Genomic DNA, 21,988 nt, shown 5'->3' on the forward strand with positions numbered 1-21,988 from the left:
GCACCCCGAATGACGGCACACAGTGCCAAGCCTTTGCACCTTTGACGTGCACGGCCCGCTCGAACGACTCATGGAGACGGTGACGGTCATGGCAGACACGAACACGACGGCAGCGGCGACGGCTGCGGCGGCGAAGCTGGCCGCGCGCTGGGCGACGGACCCCCGCTGGGCCGGGATCGAGCGCACGTACACGGCGGAGGACGTGGTCCGGCTCTCCGGCAGCGTCCGCGAGGAGCACACCCTGGCCCGGCGCGGCGCCGAGCGGCTCTGGCGGCAGCTCCACGAGCGGGACTACGTCCACGCGCTCGGCGCGCTGACCGGCGGACAGGCCGTCCAGCAGGTGCGAGCCGGTCTCCAGGCGATCTACCTGTCGGGCTGGCAGGTCGCCGCCGATGCCAACCAGGCCGGACACACGTACCCCGACCAGAGCCTCTACCCGGTCAACTCCGTTCCCCAGGTGGTCCGTCGGATCAACAACGCGCTGCTGCGGGCCGACCAGATCGCCACCGCCGAGGCCGGCTCGACCGCTTCGACCGACGAGGGCATCGACTGGCTGGCGCCGATCGTGGCCGACGCCGAGGCCGGATTCGGCGGTCCGCTCAACGCCTTCGAGCTGACCAAGGCGATGATCGCGGCGGGTGCGGCCGGCATCCACTACGAGGACCAGCTGGCCTCGGAGAAGAAGTGCGGTCACCTCGGCGGCAAGGTCCTCGTCCCGACCGCCCAGCACATCCGCACACTGAACGCGGCCCGGCTCGCGGCGGACATCGCCGACACCCCGACCCTGATCATCGCCCGTACCGACGCCCTCGCCGCGAACCTGCTGACCAGCGACGTCGATGAGCGCGACGCCCGGTTCGCGACCGGTGAGCGCACGGCCGAGGGCTTCTACCGCGTCCAGAACGGCATGGCGCCCGTCATCGCCCGCGGCCTCGCCTACGCCCCGTACGCCGATCTCATCTGGGTCGAGACGGGCACCCCGGACCTGGCGCAGGCCCGCGAGTTCGCCGAGGCGATCCACGCCCAGTACCCGGACCGGATGCTCGCGTACAACTGCTCGCCGTCCTTCAACTGGAAGGCCGCGCTCGATGACGACCAGATCGCCAAGTTCCAGCGGGAGTTGGGTGCGATGGGCTACCGCTTCCAGTTCATCACCCTGGCGGGCTTCCACTCTCTCAACCACGGCATGTTCGAGCTTGCCCGCGGCTACGCGGACCACGGCATGACGGCGTATGTCGACCTCCAGGAGCGGGAGTTCGCCGCGCAGGCGCAGGGCTTCACCGCTGTGAAGCACCAGCGTGAGGTCGGCACCGGCTACTTCGACCTGGTCTCCACGGCCGTCAACCCGGCCTCCTCGACGACCGCGCTCGCCGGCTCCACCGAGGCAGAGCAGTTCCACTAGGGGGTGTTTCGAAGTCCTGTGGGGCGCTGTGCGGGACTTTCGAAACACCCCCTAAAGCGTGTTGCAGAAGGTTGTATCTGGGCAGGTCGGGGCCGGGGTCGTGGCCGGTCTGGTCATGCGGCGAGGGCAAGGTTGTGCATGTGGGCGACGGCCTGGACCGCGTAATGAAGGCCGTGGCCGCGCTGACGGCAGTCGCGGAGGATCTTGTAGTGCTTCATGCGGGCGAAGGCGTGCTCGACGCGGGCCCGTACTCGTCGGTGCTGGGCGTTGTCCTCCTCCTCCCCCGGCAGGAGGGCCCGTCCGGGGCGTTTGCGGTGCGGGACGACGAGTCCGGTGTTGATGTACGCGCCGTCGGCCAGCACCGTCACGCTCTCGCAGGCAGCAGCGAGGCCGGAGTCCCGCCAGGCCCTGGCGTCCGCGGTGTTGCCGGGCACCGGGCGGGCCGCGGCCACCACCAGCTTGGTGTCGGCATCGATGATGACCTGCACGTTCGCCGAGAATCGGTAGTTGCGTGACGAGGCGCCGACCTTTCGGTCACGGACCGGAACGAGGGTGCCGTCCACGATCCACAACCGCTCCACCGTGTCGGCCGGGCGGGCGGCCGGCTCGATCGCCAGCAGCGGCCGCAGCCGCTGAATCACCCGGCACACCGTCGCCGGTGAGCAGCCGAACAGCGGCGCGAGCTGCCGCATCGTGAGGTTCGTGCGGTAGTAAACGGCCACCAACAGCACCCGGTCCGCCAGCGGCAGACACCACGGCCGCCCACCACCGGGACCGTTCCCGCCCCGCTCCCGCACAACCTTCAGCAGCCGCTCGAACTGCCGCATCCGCAGCCCGGTGAACGTCTCCACCCACAACGGCCCAGCCTTCAACACCCCACCCATACAGGCAAGATGCCCGAATCCCAGCCTACTGCAACACGCTTTAGCCCGCCCTCCGGTGCCCGACCGGCCCGCGCCTCCGGATGAACGGGGGCGAGCGACCGTCCCCGCCCGCCCCCGTTCCCCGCTCGCAGTTCAGGAGAGTCAGATGACCACCAGCGCCCTGATCCGTCACGTCCACGTCCTGGCCGCTCCAGGTGACCGGCACGAAGAGATCCTCACCCCCGCCGCCCTCGACTTCGTCGGCAGGCTCGCCGCCGCCTTCGGCGAGCGCCGCCAGTGGCTGCTGAAGGAACGCCGCCGGCAGGCCATCCGGCTCGCCACCGGTTCACCTCTCGACTTCCCGGTCGCCACCTCGGCGGTCCGCGCCGACCGCACCTGGAGGGTCGCCCCGCCCGCCCCCGGCCTGGCCGACCGCCGCGTCGAGATCACCGGGCCGCCCCAGCGCCGTATGGCGGTGAACGCGCTCAACTCCGGTGCGCGCGTGTGGATGGCGGACTTCGAGGATGCCACCGCGCCCACCTGGGACAACGTCATCGAGGGTCAGCTCGTCCTTCTCGACGCCATCGAGCGGCGGATCGACTTCACCGCCGACAGCGGCAAGGAGTACCGCCTCGGCGAGAATCCCGCCACGATCATGGTCCGACCTCGCGGCTGGCATCTCGACGAGGAACACCTGGAGTTCGCCGGCCGCCCGGTCCCCGCCTCCCTCGTCGACTTCGGTCTGTACTTCTTCCACTGCGCCCAGCGCCAGATCGACGCCGGCCACGGCCCGTACTTCTACCTCCCGAAGCTGGAGAACCACTACGAGGCCCGGCTGTGGAACGACGTGTTCGTCCTCGCCCAGGAGCTCCTCGGCATCCCCCGGGGCACCGTGCGTGCCACCGTCCTCATCGAGACGATCACCGCCGCCTTCCAGATGGAGGAGATCCTCCACGAGCTGCGCGAGCACAGCGCCGGGCTCAACGCCGGTCGCTGGGACTACCTGTTCAGCCTCATCAAGACCTTCGGCCACCGCACCGACTTCCTGCTCCCCGACCGGGCCAAGGTCACCATGACCGCGCCCTTCATGCGGGCGTACACCGAACTCCTCGTCCGCACCTGCCACCGGCGCGGCGCCCATGCCATCGGCGGCATGGCCGCCCAGGTCCCGAGCAAGGACCCCGCCACGCACGAAGCCGCCCTCGCCAAGGTCCGGCTCGACAAGGAGCGGGAGGCCGAGGAAGGCTTCGACGGCTCCTGGGTCGCACACCCGGGGCTCGTCCCGCTCTGCCAGGAGGTCTTCGACGGGTTGCTCAGCGACCGTCCCCACCAGCTCGACCGCAGCCGCGAGGACGTCCAGGTGACGGCCACGGATCTGCTCTCCGTGCGCCGGATCAGTGGCCCGCCGACGGAGGAGGGCGTGCGGACCAACATCTCGGTGGCCCTGCGCTACTTCGACGCCTGGCTGCGCGGGCAGGGAGCCGTCGCCCTCGCCGGCCTGATGGAGGACGCCGCGACGGCCGAGATCGCCCGCGTCCAGGTCTGGCAGTGGCTGCGCCATCGGGTGATCGACCGGGAGTCCGTGCTCCTGGTGCTCGACGAGGAGCTGGCCCGGCTCGGCGCGGAATACCCGTGGGCCGCGCTCGAAGAGGTCCGGGATCTGTTCGAGCGAACCGCGCTCGCGGCCGAGCTGCCGCTCTTCTTCACCCCCGAGGCGTACACCCGCCACCTCGTTCGCACCACGACCACGGAGGCGCAGGCATGAGCCCCGCCGACATCCGCCGTGTCGGAGTCGTCGGGGGTGGCCGGATGGGCGCCGGCATCGCCGAGGTCTGCGCGCGGGCGGGACTCGACACCCTGCTCTGCGAGGCGACCCGCCCGGCGGCGGCGAAGGCCCGAGAGCGGATTGCAGTCTCCCTCGAACGCGCCGTGCAGCGCGGCAAACTCGACCGCACCTCCGCCGAGGCCGCCCTCGACCGGATCGCCGTCGCCGCGGACCTCACCGACCTCGCCGACCGGCAGCTCGTCGTCGAAGCCGTCACGGAGGACCCCGACGCCAAGACGGAGGTGTTCACGGCCCTCGACAAGATCGTCGACGATCCGGCGGCGATCCTGGCCACGAACACCTCCTCCCTACCCGTGATGCGCCTGGGCATGGCCACCGGCCGCGCCGACCGAGTCATCGGACTGCACTTCTTCAACCCCGTGCCCGTGCTGCCGCTTGTCGAGGTCGTCACCACCCTGCACACATCCCCCGATGTGACGGCGGACGTGACGGGCTTCGCCACCCGGACCTTGGGCAAGACCGTCATCCACTCCCGCGACCGGGCCGGCTTCGTGGTCAACGCCCTCCTCGTCCCGTACCTGCTCTCCGCGATCCGGATGACCGAGTCCGGCTTCGCCACCGCCATGGACGTCGACCGCGGCATGGAACTGGGCTGCGCTCACCCCATGGGCCCGCTCAAGCTCGCCGACCTCATCGGCCTCGACACGGTCGCCTCCATCGCCGAGTCCCTCTACGCCGAGTTCAAGGAACCCCTCTACGCACCACCGCCGCTGCTTCTGCGGATGGTGGAAGCGGGACTGCTCGGCCGCAAGACGGGGCGCGGGTTTCACCCGTACCGCCGGGAGGAGACCCGGTAGCTCGGGCTGACGGCCCTGGGCGGCGTGGCGGACAGCGGGTGAGGGCCCGGTGCCTACGCAGGCAGGAGTGCGGGAAGCGTGGAGGTTTCCCGCCCTCCTGCCTGCCGCCCGACCGCCTGGGACTTGTCCGGGCGGGCAAGTGGCGGTGGGACGTCACCGGGGCGGGGTGATGGCGGCTTCGCGCCCTGGTGGCCGACTCAGTCGCCCACCGCCGGCACACAGGCACTTTCGGTGCGGTCGTCCGTACCGCCCTCACCACTACCCGTAGCAGACCGACTATCCGCGATTGCACTTATAGCGCGCTTGCAACTATTGTGAAGGCACGTAAAGCGCTTCTTCAAGCAATCACGGAAGGTTGAACCATGCCGCTGGCTCTCCTCGCCCTGGCAGTCGGGGCATTCGGGATCGGCACGACGGAGTTCGTCGTCATGGGGCTGCTGCCCGAGATCGCCGGTGACTACGGCGTCTCCATCCCCACCGCAGGCCTGCTCGTCACCGGCTACGCGCTCGGCGTCGTCGTCGGCGCGCCGCTGCTGACCCTCCTCGGCAACAAGGTGAGCCGCAAGCGGATGCTCATGCTGCTCATGGGACTGTTCGTGGTCGGCAACCTACTCTCCGCCATCGCCCCGAGCTTCGGGATGATGATGACCGGCCGGGTGATCGCCTCGCTCGCGCACGGATCGTTCTTCGGCATCGGGTCCGTCGTCGCCGCCGGCCTCGTCGCCCCGAACAAGAAGGCCGGCGCCATCGCCACCATGTTCACCGGCCTCACGGTCGCCAACATCGTCGGCGTGCCGCTCGGCACCTTCATCGGGCAGGCGGTCGGCTGGCGCACCACCTTCGCGATCGTCGCCGCGCTCGGAGTGATCGGCCTGCTCGGCATCGCCAAGCTCGTCCCCTCCATGCCCCGCCCTGAGGGCACCCACCTGCGCCGGGAGCTCAAGGCGTTCCGCAACCCCCAGGTACTGCTCGCGATGGCGATGACCGTGCTCGGCTTCGGCGGTGTCTTCGCCGCGATCACCTACATCGCGCCCATGATGACCGAGGTCGCCGGCTACTCCGACGGTGCGGTCACGTGGCTGCTGGTCCTCTTCGGCATCGGCATGTTCCTCGGTAACCTGCTCGGCGGCCGGTACGCGGACCGGCGCCTGATGCCCCTGCTGTACGCCGCCCTCGGCGGGCTCGCCGTCGTCCTCGCACTGTTCACCGTGGTCGCTCACCACAAGATCCTCGCCGCGATCGCCATCCTCCTCGTCGGGGCGCTCGGCTTCGCCACGGTCCCGCCGCTGCAGAAGCGCGTCCTCGACCAGGCCCACGGCGCGCCGACCCTGGCCTCCGCCGTCAATATCGGCGCCTTCAACCTCGGCAACGCCCTCGCTGCCTGGCTCGGCGGCCTCGTCATCGCCGCCGGCCTCGGCTACACCGCGCCGAACTGGGTCGGCGCCGTCCTCGCCGCCGCCGCCCTCGGCCTCGCCATCTGGTCCGCCGCGCTGGAGCGCCGGGCCCCCGCGACCGAAGCCGTCGGCGCCGCCGACACCCGTGTCCCCGTGCACCACTGACCTCCCCTCCCCCGCCCCTACACATCGCACCAAGGAGAAGCTCCATGAACGCCACCGCCGTCACCCCGCTGACCACCCAGGACGCCGAGATCCTGCTCACCGCAGCCCGCCGCGCCGCCGAGGCCGCGGGGGTCACCGTCAGCGTCACCGTCCTCGACGCGGGCGGCCACCTCCTGGCCTTCCGCCGCGACGACCGCGCCGTCCTCATCTCCGGGGAGACCAGCACCCGCAAGGCCTACACCGCCCTGCAGCTGAACGCTCCCACCGCCGACCTCGTCGACCTGGTCAAGCCCGACGGCCCCTTCCACTCCCTCACCACCGCCTTGGACCGCCCCCTGCTGTTCATCGCCGGCGGCGTCCCCGTCCACCGCGACGGCGCCCTCATCGGCGCACTCGGCGTCGGCGGCGGCGCGCCGGAGCAGGACCACGCGTTCGCGGTCACGGCCACCGCCGCACTCGCCTGAGCGACAAGCCGCGAGCCCGTCCCCGGGTCTCCGTTCGCCCGCCACCGACGCAGCCACCACCCGTCCCGGCGAGCCGCAACGTCGTTCTCTCGGCGCGGAACACTTCGCACGGGCCGCCTCGCCGCGACGGCGCCCCTCCGCAGGCCCTTGTACGGGGTCGGCCCTGCCCCCTTACGGGCGGACCGCGCGCAGGGCGCCGTCCGCGCGGAGGTCGGCGAGGGTCGGGTAGCCGTCGACGGCCATGATCAGGTCGGCCTCGGCGAGGAGGGAGCGGAGGACGTGGACGATGCCGTCGGTACCGCCGAGGGCAAGTCCGTACGCGTACGGGCGGCCGACTCCCACCGCCGTGGCGCCGAGGGCCAGGGCCTTGACGACGTCGGCGCCGCTGCGGACCCCGGAGTCGAAGAGGACGGGGAGTCCGTCGGCCGCGGCGACCACGCCGGGCAGGGCGTCCAGGGCGGGCAGACCGCCGTTGGCCTGGCGGCCACCGTGGTTGGAGCAGTAGATGCCGTCCACGCCGCCGTCCCTGGCACGGCGGACGTCCTCGGGGTGGCAGATGCCCTTGAGGACGATCGGGAGGTCGGTGAGCGAGCGCAGCCAGGCCAGATCGTCCCAGACGAGCGGCTTGCCGAAGACGCCCGCCCACTCCAGGACCGCGGCGCGCGGATCCTCCTCGGGGCTCTTGGCGAGGCGGGCCCGGAAGACGGGGTCGGAGGTGTAGTTGGCGAGCGCGTGCCCGCGCAGCTGGGGGAAGTTGCTGGTGGCGAGGTCGCGCGGCCGCCAGCCGGTGATCCAGGTGTCGAGCGTGACGACGATGCCCCGGAATCCGGCCGCCTCGGCACGGTGCACGAGGCTCGCGGCGAGGTCGCGGTCGGTGGGGGTGTAGAGCTGGAAGAAGCCCGGTGTGTCGCCGAACTCGGCGGCGACGTCCTCCATCGGGTCGACGGTGAGCGTGGACGCGATCATCGGCACGCCGGTACGGGCGGCGGCGCGGGCGGTCGCCAGGTCACCGTGCCCGTCTTGGGCGCAGAGCCCGATCACCCCGACCGGCGCCATGAACAGCGGGGACGGCAGCCTCAGCCCGAACAGGTCGACGGACAGGTCGCGCCGGTCGGCGCCGACCATCATGCGCGGCACGAGTCCCCAGTTGCGGAAGGCCGTGACGTTGGCCTCCTGGGTGTACTCGTCCCCCGCGCCCCCGGCCACGTACGACCACAGCGACGGCGGGAGCGCCGCCCTCGCCTTCGTCTCCAGTTCGGCGAAGGTCATCGGCTGCGTGGGGAGGACGCCGAAGAGCCCGTCGAAGTAGATCTCGTGCTGGTAGTCGCCGTAGTGCTGGGGCATGGGGAGACGTGTCCCTTCCGGTTCCTGTCGGCGCACTCCTCCTGGTGGGAGAGGTTCGCCCCGCTGTGGTGGCGACCATCGTGCCCGCCACGCGCGCCCGTGACCATGGAATGACAGCCGGAAAAGTACCGGGGGGGGAGGGATGGGTCGGAGCGGGGCCGGCGGCTAGGAACGCGTCGCGGTCCTGCACCCGCCGTCCGTGCTCCCCGTCCCGTCGTCGATCCCCGTGGTGCGGTCGTACGGGTCCACGGCCTCGCCGCCGGTCGCTGTGCCGGCCGACCCTTCCGAACCGAACTCCGGGGTGAAGTAGCCGTTGTGGGTGTCGCACCCGCCGTTGGTCATGTCGACCTTGTACGAGACGAGGGAGAAGGTTCCCCTCTCGGTGATGATCTTCGACGGGTCGTCCCAGTTGAGCACCACCTCGCGCCGCACGATGGTGCGCACGATGTCGTCGCTGCCGGCCTCGGCCCGTACGACCGGATAGACGTAGGTGACGTCGGTGGTCACCTGGAGGGCACCACGCTCGCCCTCCCGGTACGTGATCCGGCCCCGGGTCTTGACGACGTCGCCCACCAAGCGCGCGTACGACGGGTCGAAGCGGCTGAAGAGGAGGAGCGGGTCGTCGTCCTCGCCCGGGGTGCGGAACGCGGCGGCCAGGTAGTCCTTGACATCGCGCTGGTGCGGGTTGATCAGGGCGATCGCCTTCGCGGGGCGCTCACCGCGCAGCACCTGCAGGTCCAGGTTGGAGGAGGCGAGGAAGTCGCGGGTCTGCCGGAGGGCCTTCTCCACCTGCGTCCTGCTCATCCACCCGGTCGCGCGGGCGGCGGGGACCGTGATCCCGGCGGTGCCGCTCGCCCAGCGCAGGGCGGGCGAGCCCTTGAACGGCTCGTCGAGGGTGGGGAGTCGGGCCGGCTCGACGGGCGGCGCCTCGGTCGGGCGCTCCGACTCCTGGGCGAGCGGCGGCCCGGACCGCCCGTCCGGGTCGGACGAGCCGATCATCCCCCACGGGTCCAGGGCCACGACCAGCAGCGCCACGGCGGCCAGGAATCCGACCAGGTACCAGCCCTTCTTCCGCCGGGGCGGGCGCGGCGTGTACGTACGCCATCCCTCGGCTCCCGCGGGTTCGTCGCGCAGTCGCTCCGTGACGACCCGGGCCCGCGCCGACGGCTCCTTCGGCGCGTCCGCGACGCCCTCCACGGAGTCCCGCAGGAACTGCTCCCACACCTCGTCCGGCACGGACGAACCGCCCCGCTCCCCACCCGCGTTCACACCCGACTCCTTGCCTCGAACACTCGATTCGACCCCGCCCCCGGGGCCCCCGAATGATCGCATGGCGGCTGCAGGGGCGTTCGGGCAGGTCAGATGCCTACGAGGCTCGACCGGCCACGCCGGTGCGTGAACCACCCACAAGCACCTGGCCCTTGAGGAGCCGGCCCCGGGACCACGAGCTCCAGGAGGGCGGCGGCGGTCGTCAGCCCGTCGTCGGGGTCCAGTCGCCGAGCCAGGCGGCGGTGTCCTGGGTGGCGGCCTGGGCGGCTGTCAGGTGGGGGCGGTTCTCGTTCGAAGGGCCGGAGCCGGGGCCTGTGTTGCGGTATTCGGCGAAGCGGTCGGCCTTCCACGGGAAGCCGCTCATGTCCGACCAGGGGGTGGGCTTCACGGCCGCGCTCAGGACGGTTTCGCGGACCGTGGTCTGCGGGGAGAGGGTCGCGTCTCCGCCGGCGTGCCAGGGGCGTCCGAGGTGGAAGCTTCCTGCGGTGACGTCGCCGTTCACGGTGGAGCGGGTGATCAGGAAGCCCTTGCGGCCCGCCGGGGTGCTCGGCGCCGTCAGATAGCCCGCAGACGTGCCGTCCCAGCGCTTCTTCAGGGTGAGGATCGACCTGTCGATCACCGCCGTGGCCCGCCCGAAGACGAAGTCGACGTTGCCGATCACGTACGACCCGGTGACGTACACCCGGCCGACCCGGTCCTTCGCGGCGGTGTCGAGGAGGAGGGTGTCCTGGTCGCCGCTGACGATGACGCCGTCGAGGAGGACCCGGTCGGCGGCCGTGCGCAGGGCGACGGCCTGGTGCCCGTTCAGGTTCCGGTTCGCGGCCTCGTCGAAGTCGTTGGAGACGGTGAGGTTGCGGGCCTGGAAGTCGTCGGCCTCGACCGCGACGGTGGCGCTGCCGCCGGTCCCGTACGTGCCCGAGCCGTCCGGCCTGGTCATGCCGGAGGCGTGGCCCTCGACGATGACGGTGTCCTTGCGGCTGCCGCCGGTGCCTTCGATGGTGACCTGAGGCTTGTTCGAGGGGATCTTGACCGTCTCGCGGTAGACGCCGGGCGCGACCCGGATCACGACGCGCGAGGTGTTGCCCGCCGGTACGGCGTCGACGGCCTTCTGGACGCCGGTGAACCGGCCGCTGCCGTCCTTGGCCACCGTGAGGACGGTCGGCGCCGCGGCCACCGTCGGGCTCGCCGTGCTCGCCGTGCCGATCGAGGAGCGCGGCCCCGTACCGGACTTGAGCAGCGCCGGCACCTCCGCCGCCGGGTCGAGCGTGTACGGGTAGTACGACCGGGGGTCGAACGCCGTACCGCCGCTCTCGTTGCGGCCCGTCGTACCCGAGAAGATGCTGCCGCGCTGTACGAGCGCCGCCGTGCCGTCCTTGATCACCGGGTTGTTCACGCCCTGGAAGACGCTGTTCTCCAGCACCATCCGCGTCCTGCCGCGCGCGTAGTTCCCGTACGACGAGGTGATGTTCGTGCCCGGGTCGTCCTGGAGGAGGTTGTTGTAGAGGTGCGCGTGGGCGACGTTGTCGGTGGACGGGTTGCGCTGCTCCGTCTCGCGGAACCAGTTGTGGTGGATGGTGAGGTCGGCGGTGACGTTCTCCGTCCAGCCGATGCCGAAGGTCTTGTTGTTGTTGCCGAGCCTGTTCCAGGACACCGTGACGTACGTCGTGTCCTTGCGGCTGTCGATCAGCCCGTCGGCCATGTGCCGCAGGTCGTTGTGGTCGATCCACACGTGGTGCGCGCCGTCCATCTGGATGGCGTCGAAGTCGTGGTCCTTGTCGTTCCAGATGCCCTGGTACGCGTCACGGATCGTCAGGTTCCGGATGATGACGTTGTGGACGCCCTGCCCGAGGAAGAAGCCGCCGCCGACGATGTGGCCGGACGTCCCCGAGCCGACGACGGTCTTGTCGGAGGTGACCTTGATCTCCTTGCCCGTGGGGTTCATCGTGATGGTCCCGGCCACGACGATGACGTACGGCTCCGGGGCGGTCGCGTACCGCTCCAGCTCGGCCAGGGTCCGGACCGTCACCGTGCGGCCGTCCCGCCCGCCGTAGGTCCCCTTCTGGCCCAGTGCGTCGACCGACGCGAACCCGTCCGCGACGGCCCGCGCCCAGGCGGGCGCCTCCGCGGCCGTCGCCCCGGCCCGCGCGTCCGCGCCGAACACGCCGAAGGCCGTGCCGTACGCCAGCACCCCCGCCGTGGCGAGCACCGCCGGTACACCGATCACCATTGCCTTCCCGCGCCTGCGGTGCCTCGCCCTGCCTCGCGCCTCGGTCATGTCGTACGTCCTTCCGCCTGTGGGGGTGCCCGCCGGAAGGGGCGGGCGGAAGGTAGTCGCCACGGAGTGGGGAAAGGTTGCCGCCGTGTGATCGATCCCGGTGCTCACCGGGGCGGCCGACCGCGGCCACCGTCTCGGCCCCACCATCGCGCTCGGTCAGGCCGAGGTCATCGGCGCCCGTCCCCTCCTGACGAACGCCGATGACCCGCGTGGAGCCGTGGCCACTCTCGCACTGCCACGTCAGGCGTACGCATGGACCTGCGGGTCAGGCGTATCCGTAGGCCTGCGATGCGTCAGGCGTGTCCGTAGGCCTACGTGTCAGGCATACGGGTCGAAGGGGATCCCGGCCGGCTTGGCCTTGGCCAGGTGGGGGGCGAGATTGCCGTCCTTCAGACCGAACACCGCGCTGCCGAAGTTGGCCTGGCTGAGCTTGTCGCGCAGGCCCGCGGGGTAGCCGTTCCAGCCGACGAGGCTCGGGAACTGCCAGCTGTGCTGGTGGTTCTCGGGCGGTTCGTCGTTGGAGTTGGCGGGGCGGAAGCAGTGCGTGCCGATGCCGTCCTTGTGGTAGACGACCTTGGGGTGGGTGCCGTCCCAGCGGATCGCGTCCCGGCCGTAGGTGTTGAAGTTGCCGTGGGCGGACGTGGAGACGTACTGCGCCTGGTTGTTCTGCACCCACACCACGACGTGTTCCCAGTCGTGACGGTGCCCGCCGAGGCCGCTGCCCGCCACGGCCTGGTCCTTCTCGAAGTACAGGCCGTAGATGATCGCGCACCAGCCGTTGTTGCACTTCGCGCGGGCGTATCCGTTGGTCTGGGTGAGGTCCCACGAGTCGCGGCACTGACCGTTGACGGCGCCGGAGGGGTTGAGCCCGCCGTTGATCGTGCCGTCGGGCCCGATCGCGGGCGTGGGGTAACAGCCGTCCGTGTCGTAGTCGTAGGCGGGCTGGAAGGTCTGTTCCAGGCCGTCGGCATTGGCGGGCAGGGCGGCGGGCGGTGCGGCGAAGGCGCTGCTGGGCAGGGCGATGATCAGCGTGAGGGCGCCGGCGAGGGCGAGCGCGCCCCTGGTTGCGTACACCTGTGTCTTCACTGGGTCCCCTGGGTCGGGCGGCATGAATCGACAGGCGCCATCTTGGCATGAACAGATCATCGTCGGCGGGGTCCGGTCGTGAACTCAACGCGTCGCCGCGGCGACCAACCGCCCCACCTCCCCGGCCGAGACGGTGCCCCCGTTGACCAGGCGGTCGAAGACCAGACCGTCCACGCAGGTCAGCAGAGTGACGGTCCGTTCACCGGCGTCCGCCACGCCGTGCGCGACCAGGAAGGCCTCGACCAGGCGCCGGCCTGCGTTGTCGCGCGGCACGAGGATCTCCCGCAACTCGGGGTGGTGCACGCTCTCCAGGGCGCAGGCGTAGCGCGCGAGCGAGCGACGGCGCCCGTCCCCCGTGAGCCGAAGTCCGGCGAAGGCGGCGAGTCCGGCGGCCAGTTCCTCGGCGTTCCGCGGCACGGAGGCGCGCGCGCCCTCACCCTGCAGCTCTGCCTGGTCGAGCGCGACCAGCCGCTGGACGAGTGCGATGAGCAGTGCCTGGCGCGTGCGGTAGTACGCGGACGTCGTGCCCGGCGGGAGACCGGCGGTCCGGTCCACGGCGCGGTGGGTGAGCCCTCGCATGCCGTGTTCGGCAAGGACGTCGATGGCCGTGTCGGCGAGGAGGGTGCGTCGGGTGGCGGACATCCCCCTTTTCTACACCTGTAGAGAGTGGGTGTACGTTGCCCCCACCGGGGTTTCTACAGGTGTAGAAGCGTCGGTGCACGGCTGACGGGCGTCCGACGCAAGGGAGTTGAGCATGCACGGGAACGCGGTGGTGGTCGGTGGCGGCATCGGCGGACTGGCGGCCGCGATCGGGCTGCGCCGGATCGGATGGGAGGTGACGGTGCTCGAACGCGCCTCCGTCCTCGACGACGTCGGCGCGGGCATCTCCCTGCACGCCAACGGCGTCCGCGCCCTGGACGCCCTCGGAGCAGGCGAAGCGGTACGCGGAGCCGCCCGGCCCCAGTACAGCGGAGGCACCCGCGTCCCGGGCGGTGGATGGCTGGCCCGGATGGACGGAACCGCGCTCGAACGGGAACTCGGCACACCCATCGTCGGCATCCCGCGCGCCGCACTGCACCGGGCGCTGCGGGCGGCCCTGCCTGCCGAGTACGTGGTCGTCGGGGCCGAGGTCACGTCGGTGGACCTCACCGACCCGCGCCGGGCGAGGGTGCTCACCGGAAAGAAGGGCGCGGACGGGGTCCGGGAAGCGGACCTCGTCGTGGCCGCCGACGGCGTGAACAGCCGCCTTCGCGCCCAGCTCTTCCCCGATCACCCCGGCCCCGTCTACAGCGGATCCACCGCGCTGCGCGCGATCACCGACACCCCCGTCCCGCTGACGTCCGACTTCGAACTGACCTGGGGCAGAGGTGCCGAGTTCGGGCACATCGCGTTCGCCGACGGGCGCGCCGAGTGGCACGCCGTACTCAACTCACGCCCCGGCGTGCAACACGCGGACCCGCTGCATGAGATGCGCCGTCGATTCGGGGACTGGCACGACCCGATCCCCGCGCTGCTCGCCGCCACGCGCCACGGCGCCGTGCTGCACCACGACATCCATGAACTCGCCACTCCCCTGCCCACGTTCGTCTCCGGCCGGGTCGCCCTGCTCGGCGACGCGGCCCACGCCATGACCCCCAACCTCGGCCAGGGCGCCTGCCAGGCACTGGAGGACGCGGTGACGCTTGCGGCCGCGCTCGCGACGACCACCGACCCGCGCGACTCCCCCACCTCCCCCACCTCCCGCGACTCCCGTACGTCGACGTCCGGCATCGACGCGGCTCTCGCCAGGTACGACGCCGAGCGGCGGCCCCGAAGTCAGGCCGTCGCCCGCGCGGCCCGCCAGGCCGGCCGCATGGGGCAGCAGCTCTCCCATCCCCTCGCTGTCTCCCTCCGCAACACGGCACTCCGGGCAGCCCCGTCCGGCGCGACCCTCCGCGCGATCCTGCGCCACGCCGACTGGACGGCCCCGAGCCTGGGACCGACCATCAAATAGACGAGACGTCTCGTCTCATCTAGAGTGGTCGTCATGACCACCACCGCGTCCCCCGCGTCCACCACGCCCCCCGCGCACATCGCCATGTTCTCCATCGCCGCCCACGGCCACGTGAACCCGAGCCTGGAGGTCATCCGTGAGCTCGTGGCCCGTGGCCACCGCGTCAGCTACGCCGTTCCCGCGTCCTTCGCCGAGAAGGTGGCGGCGACGGGGGCGACGCCGGTCGTCTACACCTCGACCCTGCCGACCGACGACGACCCGGACGCCTGGGGAACGGAACTGATCGACAACGTCGAACCGTTCCTGAACGACGCCGTGCAGGCGCTGCCGCAGCTCGCCGAGGCCTTCGACAAGGACCGGCCGGACCTCGTCCTCCACGACATCACCGCCTACCCGGCGCCCGTTCTCGCCCACACCTGGGGCGTGCCGGCCGTCTCCCTGTGGCCCAACCTCGTGCCGTGGGAGGGGTACGAGGAGGAGGTCGCCGAGCCCATGTTCGCCGAGCTCAAGGCCTCGCCGCGCGGCAAGGCGTACTACGCGCGGTTCGAGGCCTGGCTCGCCGAGCACGGCGTCGACACCCATCCGGACAGGCTGATCGCCCGCCCGCGCCGCGCGCTCGTGCTCATCCCGAAGGCGCTCCAGCCGCAGGCCGACCGGGTCGACGAGGCCGTCTACACCTTCGTGGGCGCCTGCCAGGGCGAGCGCGCCGAGCAGGGCGGGTGGGAGCGGCCGGCGGACGCGGAGAAGGTGGTGCTGGTCTCGCTCGGCTCCGCCTTCACCAAACTGCCCGGTTTCTACCGGGACTGCGTGGAGGCGTTCGCCGGACTTCCCGGCTGGCATGTCGTCCTGCAGATCGGGAAGTTCGTCGACCCGGCGGAGCTCGGTGTCGTCCCGTCCCACGTCGAAGTGCGCTCCTGGGTGCCCCAGTTGGCGATCCTGCGGCAGGCCGACGCCTTTGTGACCCACGCGGGCGCGGGAGGCAGCCAGGAGGGCCTGGCCACCGCCACCCCCATGGTGGCCGTACCGCAGGCGGTCGATCAGTTCGGGAACGCCGACATGCTCCAGTCCCTGGGCGTCGCGCGGCACCTGCCGATGGACGAGGTCACCCCGGAGCGGCTGCGGAAGGACCTGCTCGCGCTCGTCGAGGATCCCGAAGTGGCCCGCCGCGCACGGGAGATCCAGGAATCGATGGCCCGCGAGGGCGGGACGCGCCGGGCCGCCGACCTGATCGAGGCCGAACTCGCCGGAGCGTGACCGGGAGGGCGGCCCGGCACCCCTCGTGCGGAGCGGGGTGACGGGCCGCCCTCGGCCGGGCCGTGTCAGACCACCGCGCCCGTGCGGTCCCGGTCGCCGGTGCCGCCCGCCCGCTGCCGTGGTTCGGACCCCTTGCCGGGGGTGGCGGCCGGCGCCGGGTTCCTGTGCTCCAGGGCAACGGCCAGCGGCATCGCCGTGAACACCGTGGACGCCATGCCGAGCACGACGCCCGCGAGCAGCGCGACCGAGAAGTCGGTGAGCGAGTCGCCGCCCAGTACGGCGAGCGCCACCAGGACGAAGAGGGCGCCCATGCCGGTGTTGACCGTACGGGGCAGGGTCTGGGCGACGGCCCGGTCGGCGAGGTCCGGCAGCGGAACGCCCCCGCCGCGACGGCGCAGCTCCCGCAGGCGGTCGAGGACGACCACCGAGTCGTTGACCGAGTAGCCGACGACGGTCAGGAGCGCGGCGAGGAAGACGCTGTCCACCGGCTTGCCGAGCCAGGCGAACAGGCCGATCACGAGCAGCACGTCCTGGGTCATCGCCGCCACCGCCGCCGTCGCGTACGTCCAGCGGAACCGTACCGTCAGATACAGGAGTTGGGCCGCGACCGCGAGACCGAGCGCGAGCAGGGCGTGGGTGCGCAGCTCCCCTCCGAGGCTGGGGCCGATCAGGTCGTCGCGTTCCACCTCGACCGGGCCTGCGACCTTGGTGAGCGCCTCCCGGATCTCCCGTTGTTCGCCGTCGCCGCTCTCCCGGACGCGTACCGAGACGTCGCTGTCGCCGGTGGTCTGCACGACGGCGTCGGGGAAGCCCGCCGCGGCGATCGACGCGCGCGCCGCGTCGGCGTCGACAGGCCGCTCGGCGGTGTACTGGACGACCCGGCCGCCGGTGAACTCGACGCCGAACTCCAGGCCCCGGAAGCCGATTCCGGCGAGGGCCACCATCAGGAGCCCGGCGCAGGAGAGCAGCCAGCGGCGCCGGTGGGCCATCAGGCGCGGGACGCGCCGGGTCAGCCGGGTTCGCAGCCGGCCGAGTCCTGCCATGCCGGTGACCGCCGGGCGCCGGCGCACCACGGGCAGCCGCAGGGTCAGGTCGGCGAGCAGGCGGGTGATCACCATCGCGGTGAGGAGCGAGGTCACGACGCCGATCGCGAGGGTCACGCCGAACCCCTTGACGGGGCCGGTGGCGAAGACGAACAGGAGGCCCGCGGCGAGCAGGGTGGTGACGTGGGAGTCCGCGACCGCGCTCCACACCTTGCCGAACGCCGTCGTCAGCGGCCGCCGCAGGTCGGCTCCCGTGGCCCGGCGGCCGAGGGCCGCGTACTCCTCCCTCGCGCGTTCGAAGACGAGGACGTTCGCGTCGACGGCGATGCCGATGGCGAGGACGAAACCGGCGAGGCCCGGCAGGGTGAGCGTGGCTCCGAGGGCGACGACCGCGGCGTACGAGATCAGCCCGTACAGCAGGAGCGCGATCGTCGCGAGGACACCGAGGAGCCGGTAGATCACCATGACGAAGACTCCGGTGCAGGCGAGACCGATCACCGCGGCCAGGGCGCTGGCTCGGATCGCCTCGGCGCCGAGCGTCGGTCCCACGGTGCTCTGCTCGATCGTCGTCACCGGGACCGGGAGCGCGCCGCCCTGGACGAGCGCCGCGAGGTCGCGTGCGTCCTGCGCGGAGAACCCTCCGGTGATCTGCGCGGAGCCGCCGCCGATGCCCGGGCCGCACGGGACGCCGGTCTGCATGCCGGGCGCGGAGACGACGCGGTCGTCGAGCACGATCGCGACCCTGCGGGCCGGGTCCCCGGGTGCCGCGCAGGCGGCGGCGCCGGTGAGCTGCGCCCAGGTGTCGGCGGCGCGGTCACGGAAGGCGAGGTCGACCGTCCAGCCCCGGCCGTTCGTGGTGTCGAGGACGGCCTCGGCGCTCTTGACGCCGTCGCCGGTGAGCGCGGGTGCGGCCAGGCCGAGGAAGCGGCCGGGCGCGTCGGGGTCGGCGAGGACGCGCGTCCCGTCCTTCGCTGCCGGCCCCGCGGGCCCCCGGGCCTCGCCTGTGACGGCGTGGAAGGTGAGCTGGGCCGTGCGGCCGATGACTTCGGCGGCCTGGCGCGGGTCGCTGAGTCCGGGGAGTTCGACGACGATGCGCCGTTCGCCGGAGCGGGCGAGCGAGGGTTCGGCGACGCCGAGACCGTCGACGCGCTTGCGGAGCACCTCCAGGGCGCGGTGGGTGGACGCGGCGTCGGCACGGGCGGTGGGTCCGTCCACGGTCTGGAGGACGATACGGGTCCCCCCACGGAGGTCGAGTCCGAGACGGGGCGGGGTGGTCAGGGTGATCCAGAGGGAGAGCGCGACGACGGCGAGCGCGAGCAGCGCACGCCAGAGCGCGGAACGAGAAGACACGATGACTCCACAGGCAGCGCACGGCGGGCGGCGCTCCTCCACGCGGCAGGTGGGAGCGCCGGCCCGGCCGTGCCGGACGTACGGTCGGTTACGCGTCGCGGGGCCGGTCCGTGGACATGCCGATGGCCCGGACGGCGACGCGGGAGAACGTCAGCTGTGCCGGGTGGAGGGAGGACCGCGGGGGGCGCGCGGGCCGTGGGCGGCGCCTGGCGGCGCCCGCTCACGGCGGGGATCGCCGGCGAGGACGCCCCGCGCGGGTACGGAGAGGTCGGCGGGAACGACGACCGTCGCCCCGGGTGTTCCTGGGAGCCGTACGGGGTTCTCGACGGCGGCCGTGAGCCGTACGACGGCGGTGGGCGCGAAGTGCGGCTCGGGCGCCGATGCGCGGTGGGTGGCGGGGTGAGGGGCGGGCTGGACCGGCGTCGACGTCACGGTCGTGCCCGAAGCCGGGGCCCGGGCCGCGACGGAAGCCGGGCTCGGGACCATGTGGCTCGTCGGGACCGTGGCCGGTGTCGGATCCTGGGCCGGGAGCACGAGGAGGGACCAGATCGCGAGGAGCATCGCGGGCAGGAGGGTCGTGAGTCGTCGCGCCGAACGTCCCACCGTCCCGCCCCTCTCCCTCGTCCCGTCGGCCCAGAGTAGACCGGCCCTCGAAGTCCCCGGCCACCGAGCCCCTCACTCAGGACTGTTGGGTACGTCAGCTGAGTACGCGTGCTCATGTGAGCTACGGCACGGTCTCGCACGATGGGTGGGTCAGCGCTTCGTCCTCGGATCCAGGGGGCCCTTCCGTGCTCAGCCGTCTCGCCGCCCATGTCGTCCCGTTCTTCGGGCGACTGACCGTCACCACCGATCCCGGGGCCCGACTGGAGCCCGGCAGCATCCTGGTCGTGAACCACACCTCGACGGCCGACCCGGCACTCGTCCTGGCCGCGCTCCGCAAGCGGCTCGCCGTCGAGCCCGTGCTGCTCGCCACCGCCGGACTGTGGCGGATCCCGCTGCTCGGCCGGGCGCTGACCCGGGAGAGGTACGTCCCCGTCCACCGCAATTCGGCGCGGGCTGCCGCCGCCCTCGACCACGCGGCGGTCGCGCTCGCCTCCGGGCGGCACGTGATGCTGTATGCGGAGGGCCGCATCCCGCCGCGGCCCGACTCCGCCGAGAATCCGCCGGAGGCGTTCCGCACCGGACTCGCGCGGCTGGCCGGGGCCACCGGGGCTCCTGTCGTGCCGATCGGTCAGGCCGGTGCCCGTCGGATCACCTCGGGCGGGCGTGTGAAGCAGATCGCCGGGGTGCTCACCGCGCCCGTACGGAGGCCGGGCCTCCATGTCCACATCGGGGCGCCGCTGCGGCTGCCCGCCGATGTGACGGCCGCGACGGAGCTGGCCCACGGGGCCGTCACCGAGGCGTGGCGGACGGCGGCCGGGGCGCTGGGCGAACCGGCGGCCTCGGCGGCCCGGCGCCCCTGAGGGTCAGCGAGGGCTCGGCAGACGGACGGCCGTTCACCCCCGGTCCCCCTGAGAGTTGCCCCGGGGCCTCCCGTCGTTACCGAAAAGCGCTCTACGATGCGGTGGTTGTGCGTGAGCACGCACAACGAGCGTCAGGGGGAGGCGCGATGGCGGCAAGACCTGCACGACCTGTTCGAGCGCAGGGCCGGATACCGGACGAGCTACCGGTTGGGGTCCGGCGGGACCTGCCCGGTGGAGTGGAGCTGTACCACCTGAGGCCCGACGGCAGCGTTCTGCTCGCCGACCGGGAGGGCAGCCGGGAGCTCGGACCGGAGCGGGAGTTCCTGCGGTTCATCGACGACGGGCAGTTCGCCCACTACCTGGTCGGAGACGCGGCGACCTCGCCCGAGCGGCCGTCCAACGCCACCGTCAAACTCGGGGTCGTGGGCCCGCGCAGCGCCTTCACCCCGCACGCGCACGGCGGCGAGCACTTCGTCCTCAGTCTCGGCCACGCCGCCTGCGGCCTGTTCGACACGGCCCGCGGGCGCGTCACCGACGTCCCGCTCACGCCGGGCATGCTGATCCGGATCCCGGAGATGATGCCGCACTCCTTCGCCAACCGCGGCGACGGACCGTTGACCATCCTCGCGGCGAACACCGGGTACGGGATCGACCACGAGGACTACGCGATCACCGCGGCCGAGGCCGAGCGGCGGGCGAAGGCGCCCGCGAGCGGCCCCGGCGGCAGGACCGCCCTGGCCACCGACCCCCTCACCGACTACCGGACCCTGGCCGCCGAGCTCCGTGACATCGAGCGCGCCCAGCGGGTCCACGGCATCGGCGCCACCACGGTCCGCGAGCGGCTCGCCGCCCGCCTGCGCCGGGTGGCGGCCGCGCTGGAGGTGCCCCGGTGATCTGTCCCCACTGCGAACGCAACCTGCTCCGCAAGGAACGCGTCGGCGACACCTGCTCACACTGCCATCGCAGCTACGCGCTGGACCCCAAGACCAACGCGCTCCGTCTCAACGACCTCCGGGTACGCCGGATCACCGCCGTCCTCACCGACGGGGGCCGGATCGGGATCGTCCCCGACCAGCTGTGGTACGCCCTCTCCCGCAAGCGCCTCCGGGACAGCGAATACGGGCAGGGCTGCGCGGCCTGGGCGTTCGTGGCGGCGGCCTTCGCCGCCGGCATCGCCTTCTTCGCCCAGGTTCCCGGCCTGCTGATCGGCTCCGCCGCTCTGGGGCTCGTCGGCATGGGGGTCTTCGTGGCCCAGGGCCTGGGCGCGGGCGTGGGCATCCCACCGGTCCCCCGGGAGTCCTTCCCCGCGCACGTCCTCACCCTGTGGCGGGCGGTGTACGGGGCGCTGCCGCCCGGTGTGATCGACACCGAGGGGTCCGCCGACGACCCTTCGGGCCCGGCGGGTGCGGCCGGGACCACCGCGGTGCTGGTCTGCCCCGACCGCGCAGTCATCGCCTTCCTCGTCGCCGACGGCCTGCCCGCCCGCCACGGCCTCGCGGTGGTCCTGAGCGCCGAGGAGGCACGGGCCGTACCGTCGAAGGGTCCGGTGCTCGTGCTCCACGACTCCGACGCGGACGGCGAACTGTTCGTACGGCGCCTCCGCGACGCCCTGCCCGGCCGTACGGTCATCGACGTGGGGCCGCCGCTGCGCACCGTGAGGACCCGGCCGCAGGCCGTCCCGTACCGGGACCCGAAGCGGAAGCCGAGCCCGGCGGACATGCGGCTCCTCACCGAACTGGGCACGTACACCCCCCAGGAGCTGAAGTGGCTCGGGAAAGGCTGGCGGTTCCCGCTCGTCGGACTGCCCCCGGCCCGGCTGCTCGCCGTCGTCGACCGGGTCGCCGGACAGGTGACGCGCGGGGTCGACCCCGACCGGCGGCGCGCCGCGGACCTGGGCTTCCTCACCTGGCCCGAGCAGGCCGGACCTGACCCGGTGGGTGGCCGGTGATCTGCCCGCACTGCGCCGCCCAGCTCGCGGCC

At 72.3% G+C, this 21,988-nt stretch carries 18 protein-coding genes and 1 pseudogene; 11 read left to right on the top strand and 8 right to left on the bottom strand.

The features are described 5' to 3' along the window. The first annotated feature begins 88 nt into the window (after nt 1-88). The gene (gene aceA, locus OG514_RS33995; RefSeq protein WP_266901314.1) at nt 89-1,402 is read left to right on the top strand and encodes an isocitrate lyase; all 1,314 of its coding nucleotides are present in this window, start codon (nt 89-91) and stop codon (nt 1,400-1,402) included. A 113-nt stretch (nt 1,403-1,515) separates the two neighbouring features. Here aceA and OG514_RS34000 read toward each other — a convergent pair whose 3' ends face one another. After that, nucleotides 1,516-2,286 carry a transposase family protein gene (locus OG514_RS34000; protein WP_266901315.1) on the bottom strand — a complete coding sequence of 257 codons (771 nt, stop codon included), beginning with the start codon at nt 2,284-2,286 and terminating at the stop codon, nt 1,516-1,518. 145 nt (nt 2,287-2,431) lie between these two features. On the opposite strand from OG514_RS34000, the gene aceB reads away from it, so the two are divergent. The 4 genes from aceB to OG514_RS34020 all read left to right on the top strand — a co-directional run bounded on the left by aceB (nt 2,432) and on the right by OG514_RS34020 (nt 6,931). Beyond that, the gene (aceB, locus tag OG514_RS34005; RefSeq protein WP_266901316.1) at nt 2,432-4,030 is read left to right on the top strand and encodes a malate synthase A; all 1,599 of its coding nucleotides are present in this window, start codon (nt 2,432-2,434) and stop codon (nt 4,028-4,030) included. Beyond that, nucleotides 4,027-4,908 carry a 3-hydroxybutyryl-CoA dehydrogenase gene (locus OG514_RS34010; protein ID WP_266901317.1) on the top strand — a complete coding sequence of 294 codons (882 nt, stop codon included), beginning with the start codon at nt 4,027-4,029 and terminating at the stop codon, nt 4,906-4,908. The genes aceB and OG514_RS34010 overlap by 4 nt, the downstream gene beginning before the upstream one ends. Before the next feature lie 362 nt (nt 4,909-5,270). Then, entirely contained in the window at nt 5,271-6,467 is a 1,197-nt protein-coding gene (locus tag OG514_RS34015; protein WP_266901318.1) for an MFS transporter, read from the top strand. A gap of 44 nt (nt 6,468-6,511) precedes the next feature. After that, the gene (locus OG514_RS34020; RefSeq protein ID WP_266901319.1) at nt 6,512-6,931 is read left to right on the top strand and encodes a heme-binding protein; all 420 of its coding nucleotides are present in this window, start codon (nt 6,512-6,514) and stop codon (nt 6,929-6,931) included. A 171-nt stretch (nt 6,932-7,102) separates the two neighbouring features. Here OG514_RS34020 and OG514_RS34025 read toward each other — a convergent pair whose 3' ends face one another. The 3 genes from OG514_RS34025 to OG514_RS34035 all read right to left on the bottom strand — a co-directional run bounded on the left by OG514_RS34025 (nt 7,103) and on the right by OG514_RS34035 (nt 11,819). Next, a complete protein-coding gene (locus OG514_RS34025) occupies nt 7,103-8,275 on the bottom strand; it encodes an alpha-hydroxy-acid oxidizing protein (RefSeq protein WP_266901320.1) in 1,173 nt (390 codons plus the stop codon). Nucleotides 8,276-8,440: 165 nt separating this feature from the next. Further along, nucleotides 8,441-9,544 (bottom strand): hypothetical protein, encoded by a 1,104-nt coding sequence (locus OG514_RS34030; protein ID WP_266901321.1) that lies wholly within the window; start codon nt 9,542-9,544, stop codon nt 8,441-8,443. Between the two features lie 202 nt (nt 9,545-9,746). Further along, a complete protein-coding gene (locus tag OG514_RS34035; protein WP_266901322.1) occupies nt 9,747-11,819 on the bottom strand; it encodes a pectinesterase family protein in 2,073 nt (690 codons plus the stop codon). 121 nt (nt 11,820-11,940) lie between these two features. Between OG514_RS34035 and OG514_RS34040 the strand changes: the two are divergent. Continuing rightward, nucleotides 11,941-12,057 (top strand): annotated as a pseudogene (locus OG514_RS34040) (two-component sensor histidine kinase); the annotation flags it as partial. A gap of 80 nt (nt 12,058-12,137) precedes the next feature. On the opposite strand, the gene OG514_RS34045 reads toward OG514_RS34040, so the two are convergent. After that, nucleotides 12,138-12,929 (bottom strand): NPP1 family protein, encoded by a 792-nt coding sequence (locus OG514_RS34045; RefSeq protein WP_266901323.1) that lies wholly within the window; start codon nt 12,927-12,929, stop codon nt 12,138-12,140. A 60-nt stretch (nt 12,930-12,989) separates the two neighbouring features. Beyond that, nucleotides 12,990-13,547 carry a TetR/AcrR family transcriptional regulator gene (locus OG514_RS34050; RefSeq protein ID WP_266901324.1) on the bottom strand — a complete coding sequence of 186 codons (558 nt, stop codon included), beginning with the start codon at nt 13,545-13,547 and terminating at the stop codon, nt 12,990-12,992. Nucleotides 13,548-13,659: 112 nt separating this feature from the next. Here OG514_RS34050 and OG514_RS34055 point away from each other — a divergent pair, with 112 nt between their 5' ends. Further along, on the top strand, nt 13,660-14,898 hold the full coding sequence (locus tag OG514_RS34055; protein ID WP_266901325.1) for an FAD-dependent monooxygenase: 1,239 nt from the start codon (nt 13,660-13,662) through the stop codon (nt 14,896-14,898). Between the two features lie 33 nt (nt 14,899-14,931). Then, nucleotides 14,932-16,152: a macrolide-inactivating glycosyltransferase gene (mgt, locus tag OG514_RS34060; RefSeq protein WP_266901326.1), complete on the top strand. Its 1,221-nt coding sequence runs from the start codon at nt 14,932-14,934 to the stop codon at nt 16,150-16,152. A 65-nt stretch (nt 16,153-16,217) separates the two neighbouring features. Here mgt and secD read toward each other — a convergent pair whose 3' ends face one another. Both secD and OG514_RS34070 read right to left on the bottom strand, forming a co-directional pair. Further along, a complete protein-coding gene (gene secD / locus OG514_RS34065; RefSeq protein ID WP_266901327.1) occupies nt 16,218-18,545 on the bottom strand; it encodes a protein translocase subunit SecD in 2,328 nt (775 codons plus the stop codon). A 150-nt stretch (nt 18,546-18,695) separates the two neighbouring features. Next, a complete protein-coding gene (locus OG514_RS34070) occupies nt 18,696-19,148 on the bottom strand; it encodes a hypothetical protein (RefSeq protein WP_266901328.1) in 453 nt (150 codons plus the stop codon). A 185-nt stretch (nt 19,149-19,333) separates the two neighbouring features. Here OG514_RS34070 and OG514_RS34075 point away from each other — a divergent pair, with 185 nt between their 5' ends. The 3 genes from OG514_RS34075 to OG514_RS34085 all read left to right on the top strand — a co-directional run bounded on the left by OG514_RS34075 (nt 19,334) and on the right by OG514_RS34085 (nt 21,956). Continuing rightward, the gene (locus OG514_RS34075) at nt 19,334-20,008 is read left to right on the top strand and encodes a 1-acyl-sn-glycerol-3-phosphate acyltransferase (protein ID WP_266901329.1); all 675 of its coding nucleotides are present in this window, start codon (nt 19,334-19,336) and stop codon (nt 20,006-20,008) included. Nucleotides 20,009-20,244: 236 nt separating this feature from the next. Next, nucleotides 20,245-20,901: a cupin domain-containing protein gene (locus tag OG514_RS34080; RefSeq protein WP_266901330.1), complete on the top strand. Its 657-nt coding sequence runs from the start codon at nt 20,245-20,247 to the stop codon at nt 20,899-20,901. After that, nucleotides 20,898-21,956, top strand: coding sequence for a hypothetical protein (locus OG514_RS34085; protein ID WP_266901331.1), 1,059 nt, complete (start codon nt 20,898-20,900; stop codon nt 21,954-21,956). The genes OG514_RS34080 and OG514_RS34085 overlap by 4 nt, the downstream gene beginning before the upstream one ends. The last annotated feature ends 32 nt before the right edge of the window (nt 21,957-21,988 follow it).

The sequence above is a fragment of the Streptomyces sp. NBC_00572 genome (assembly GCF_026341815.1).
GTDB lineage: Bacteria > Actinomycetota > Actinomycetes > Streptomycetales > Streptomycetaceae > Streptomyces.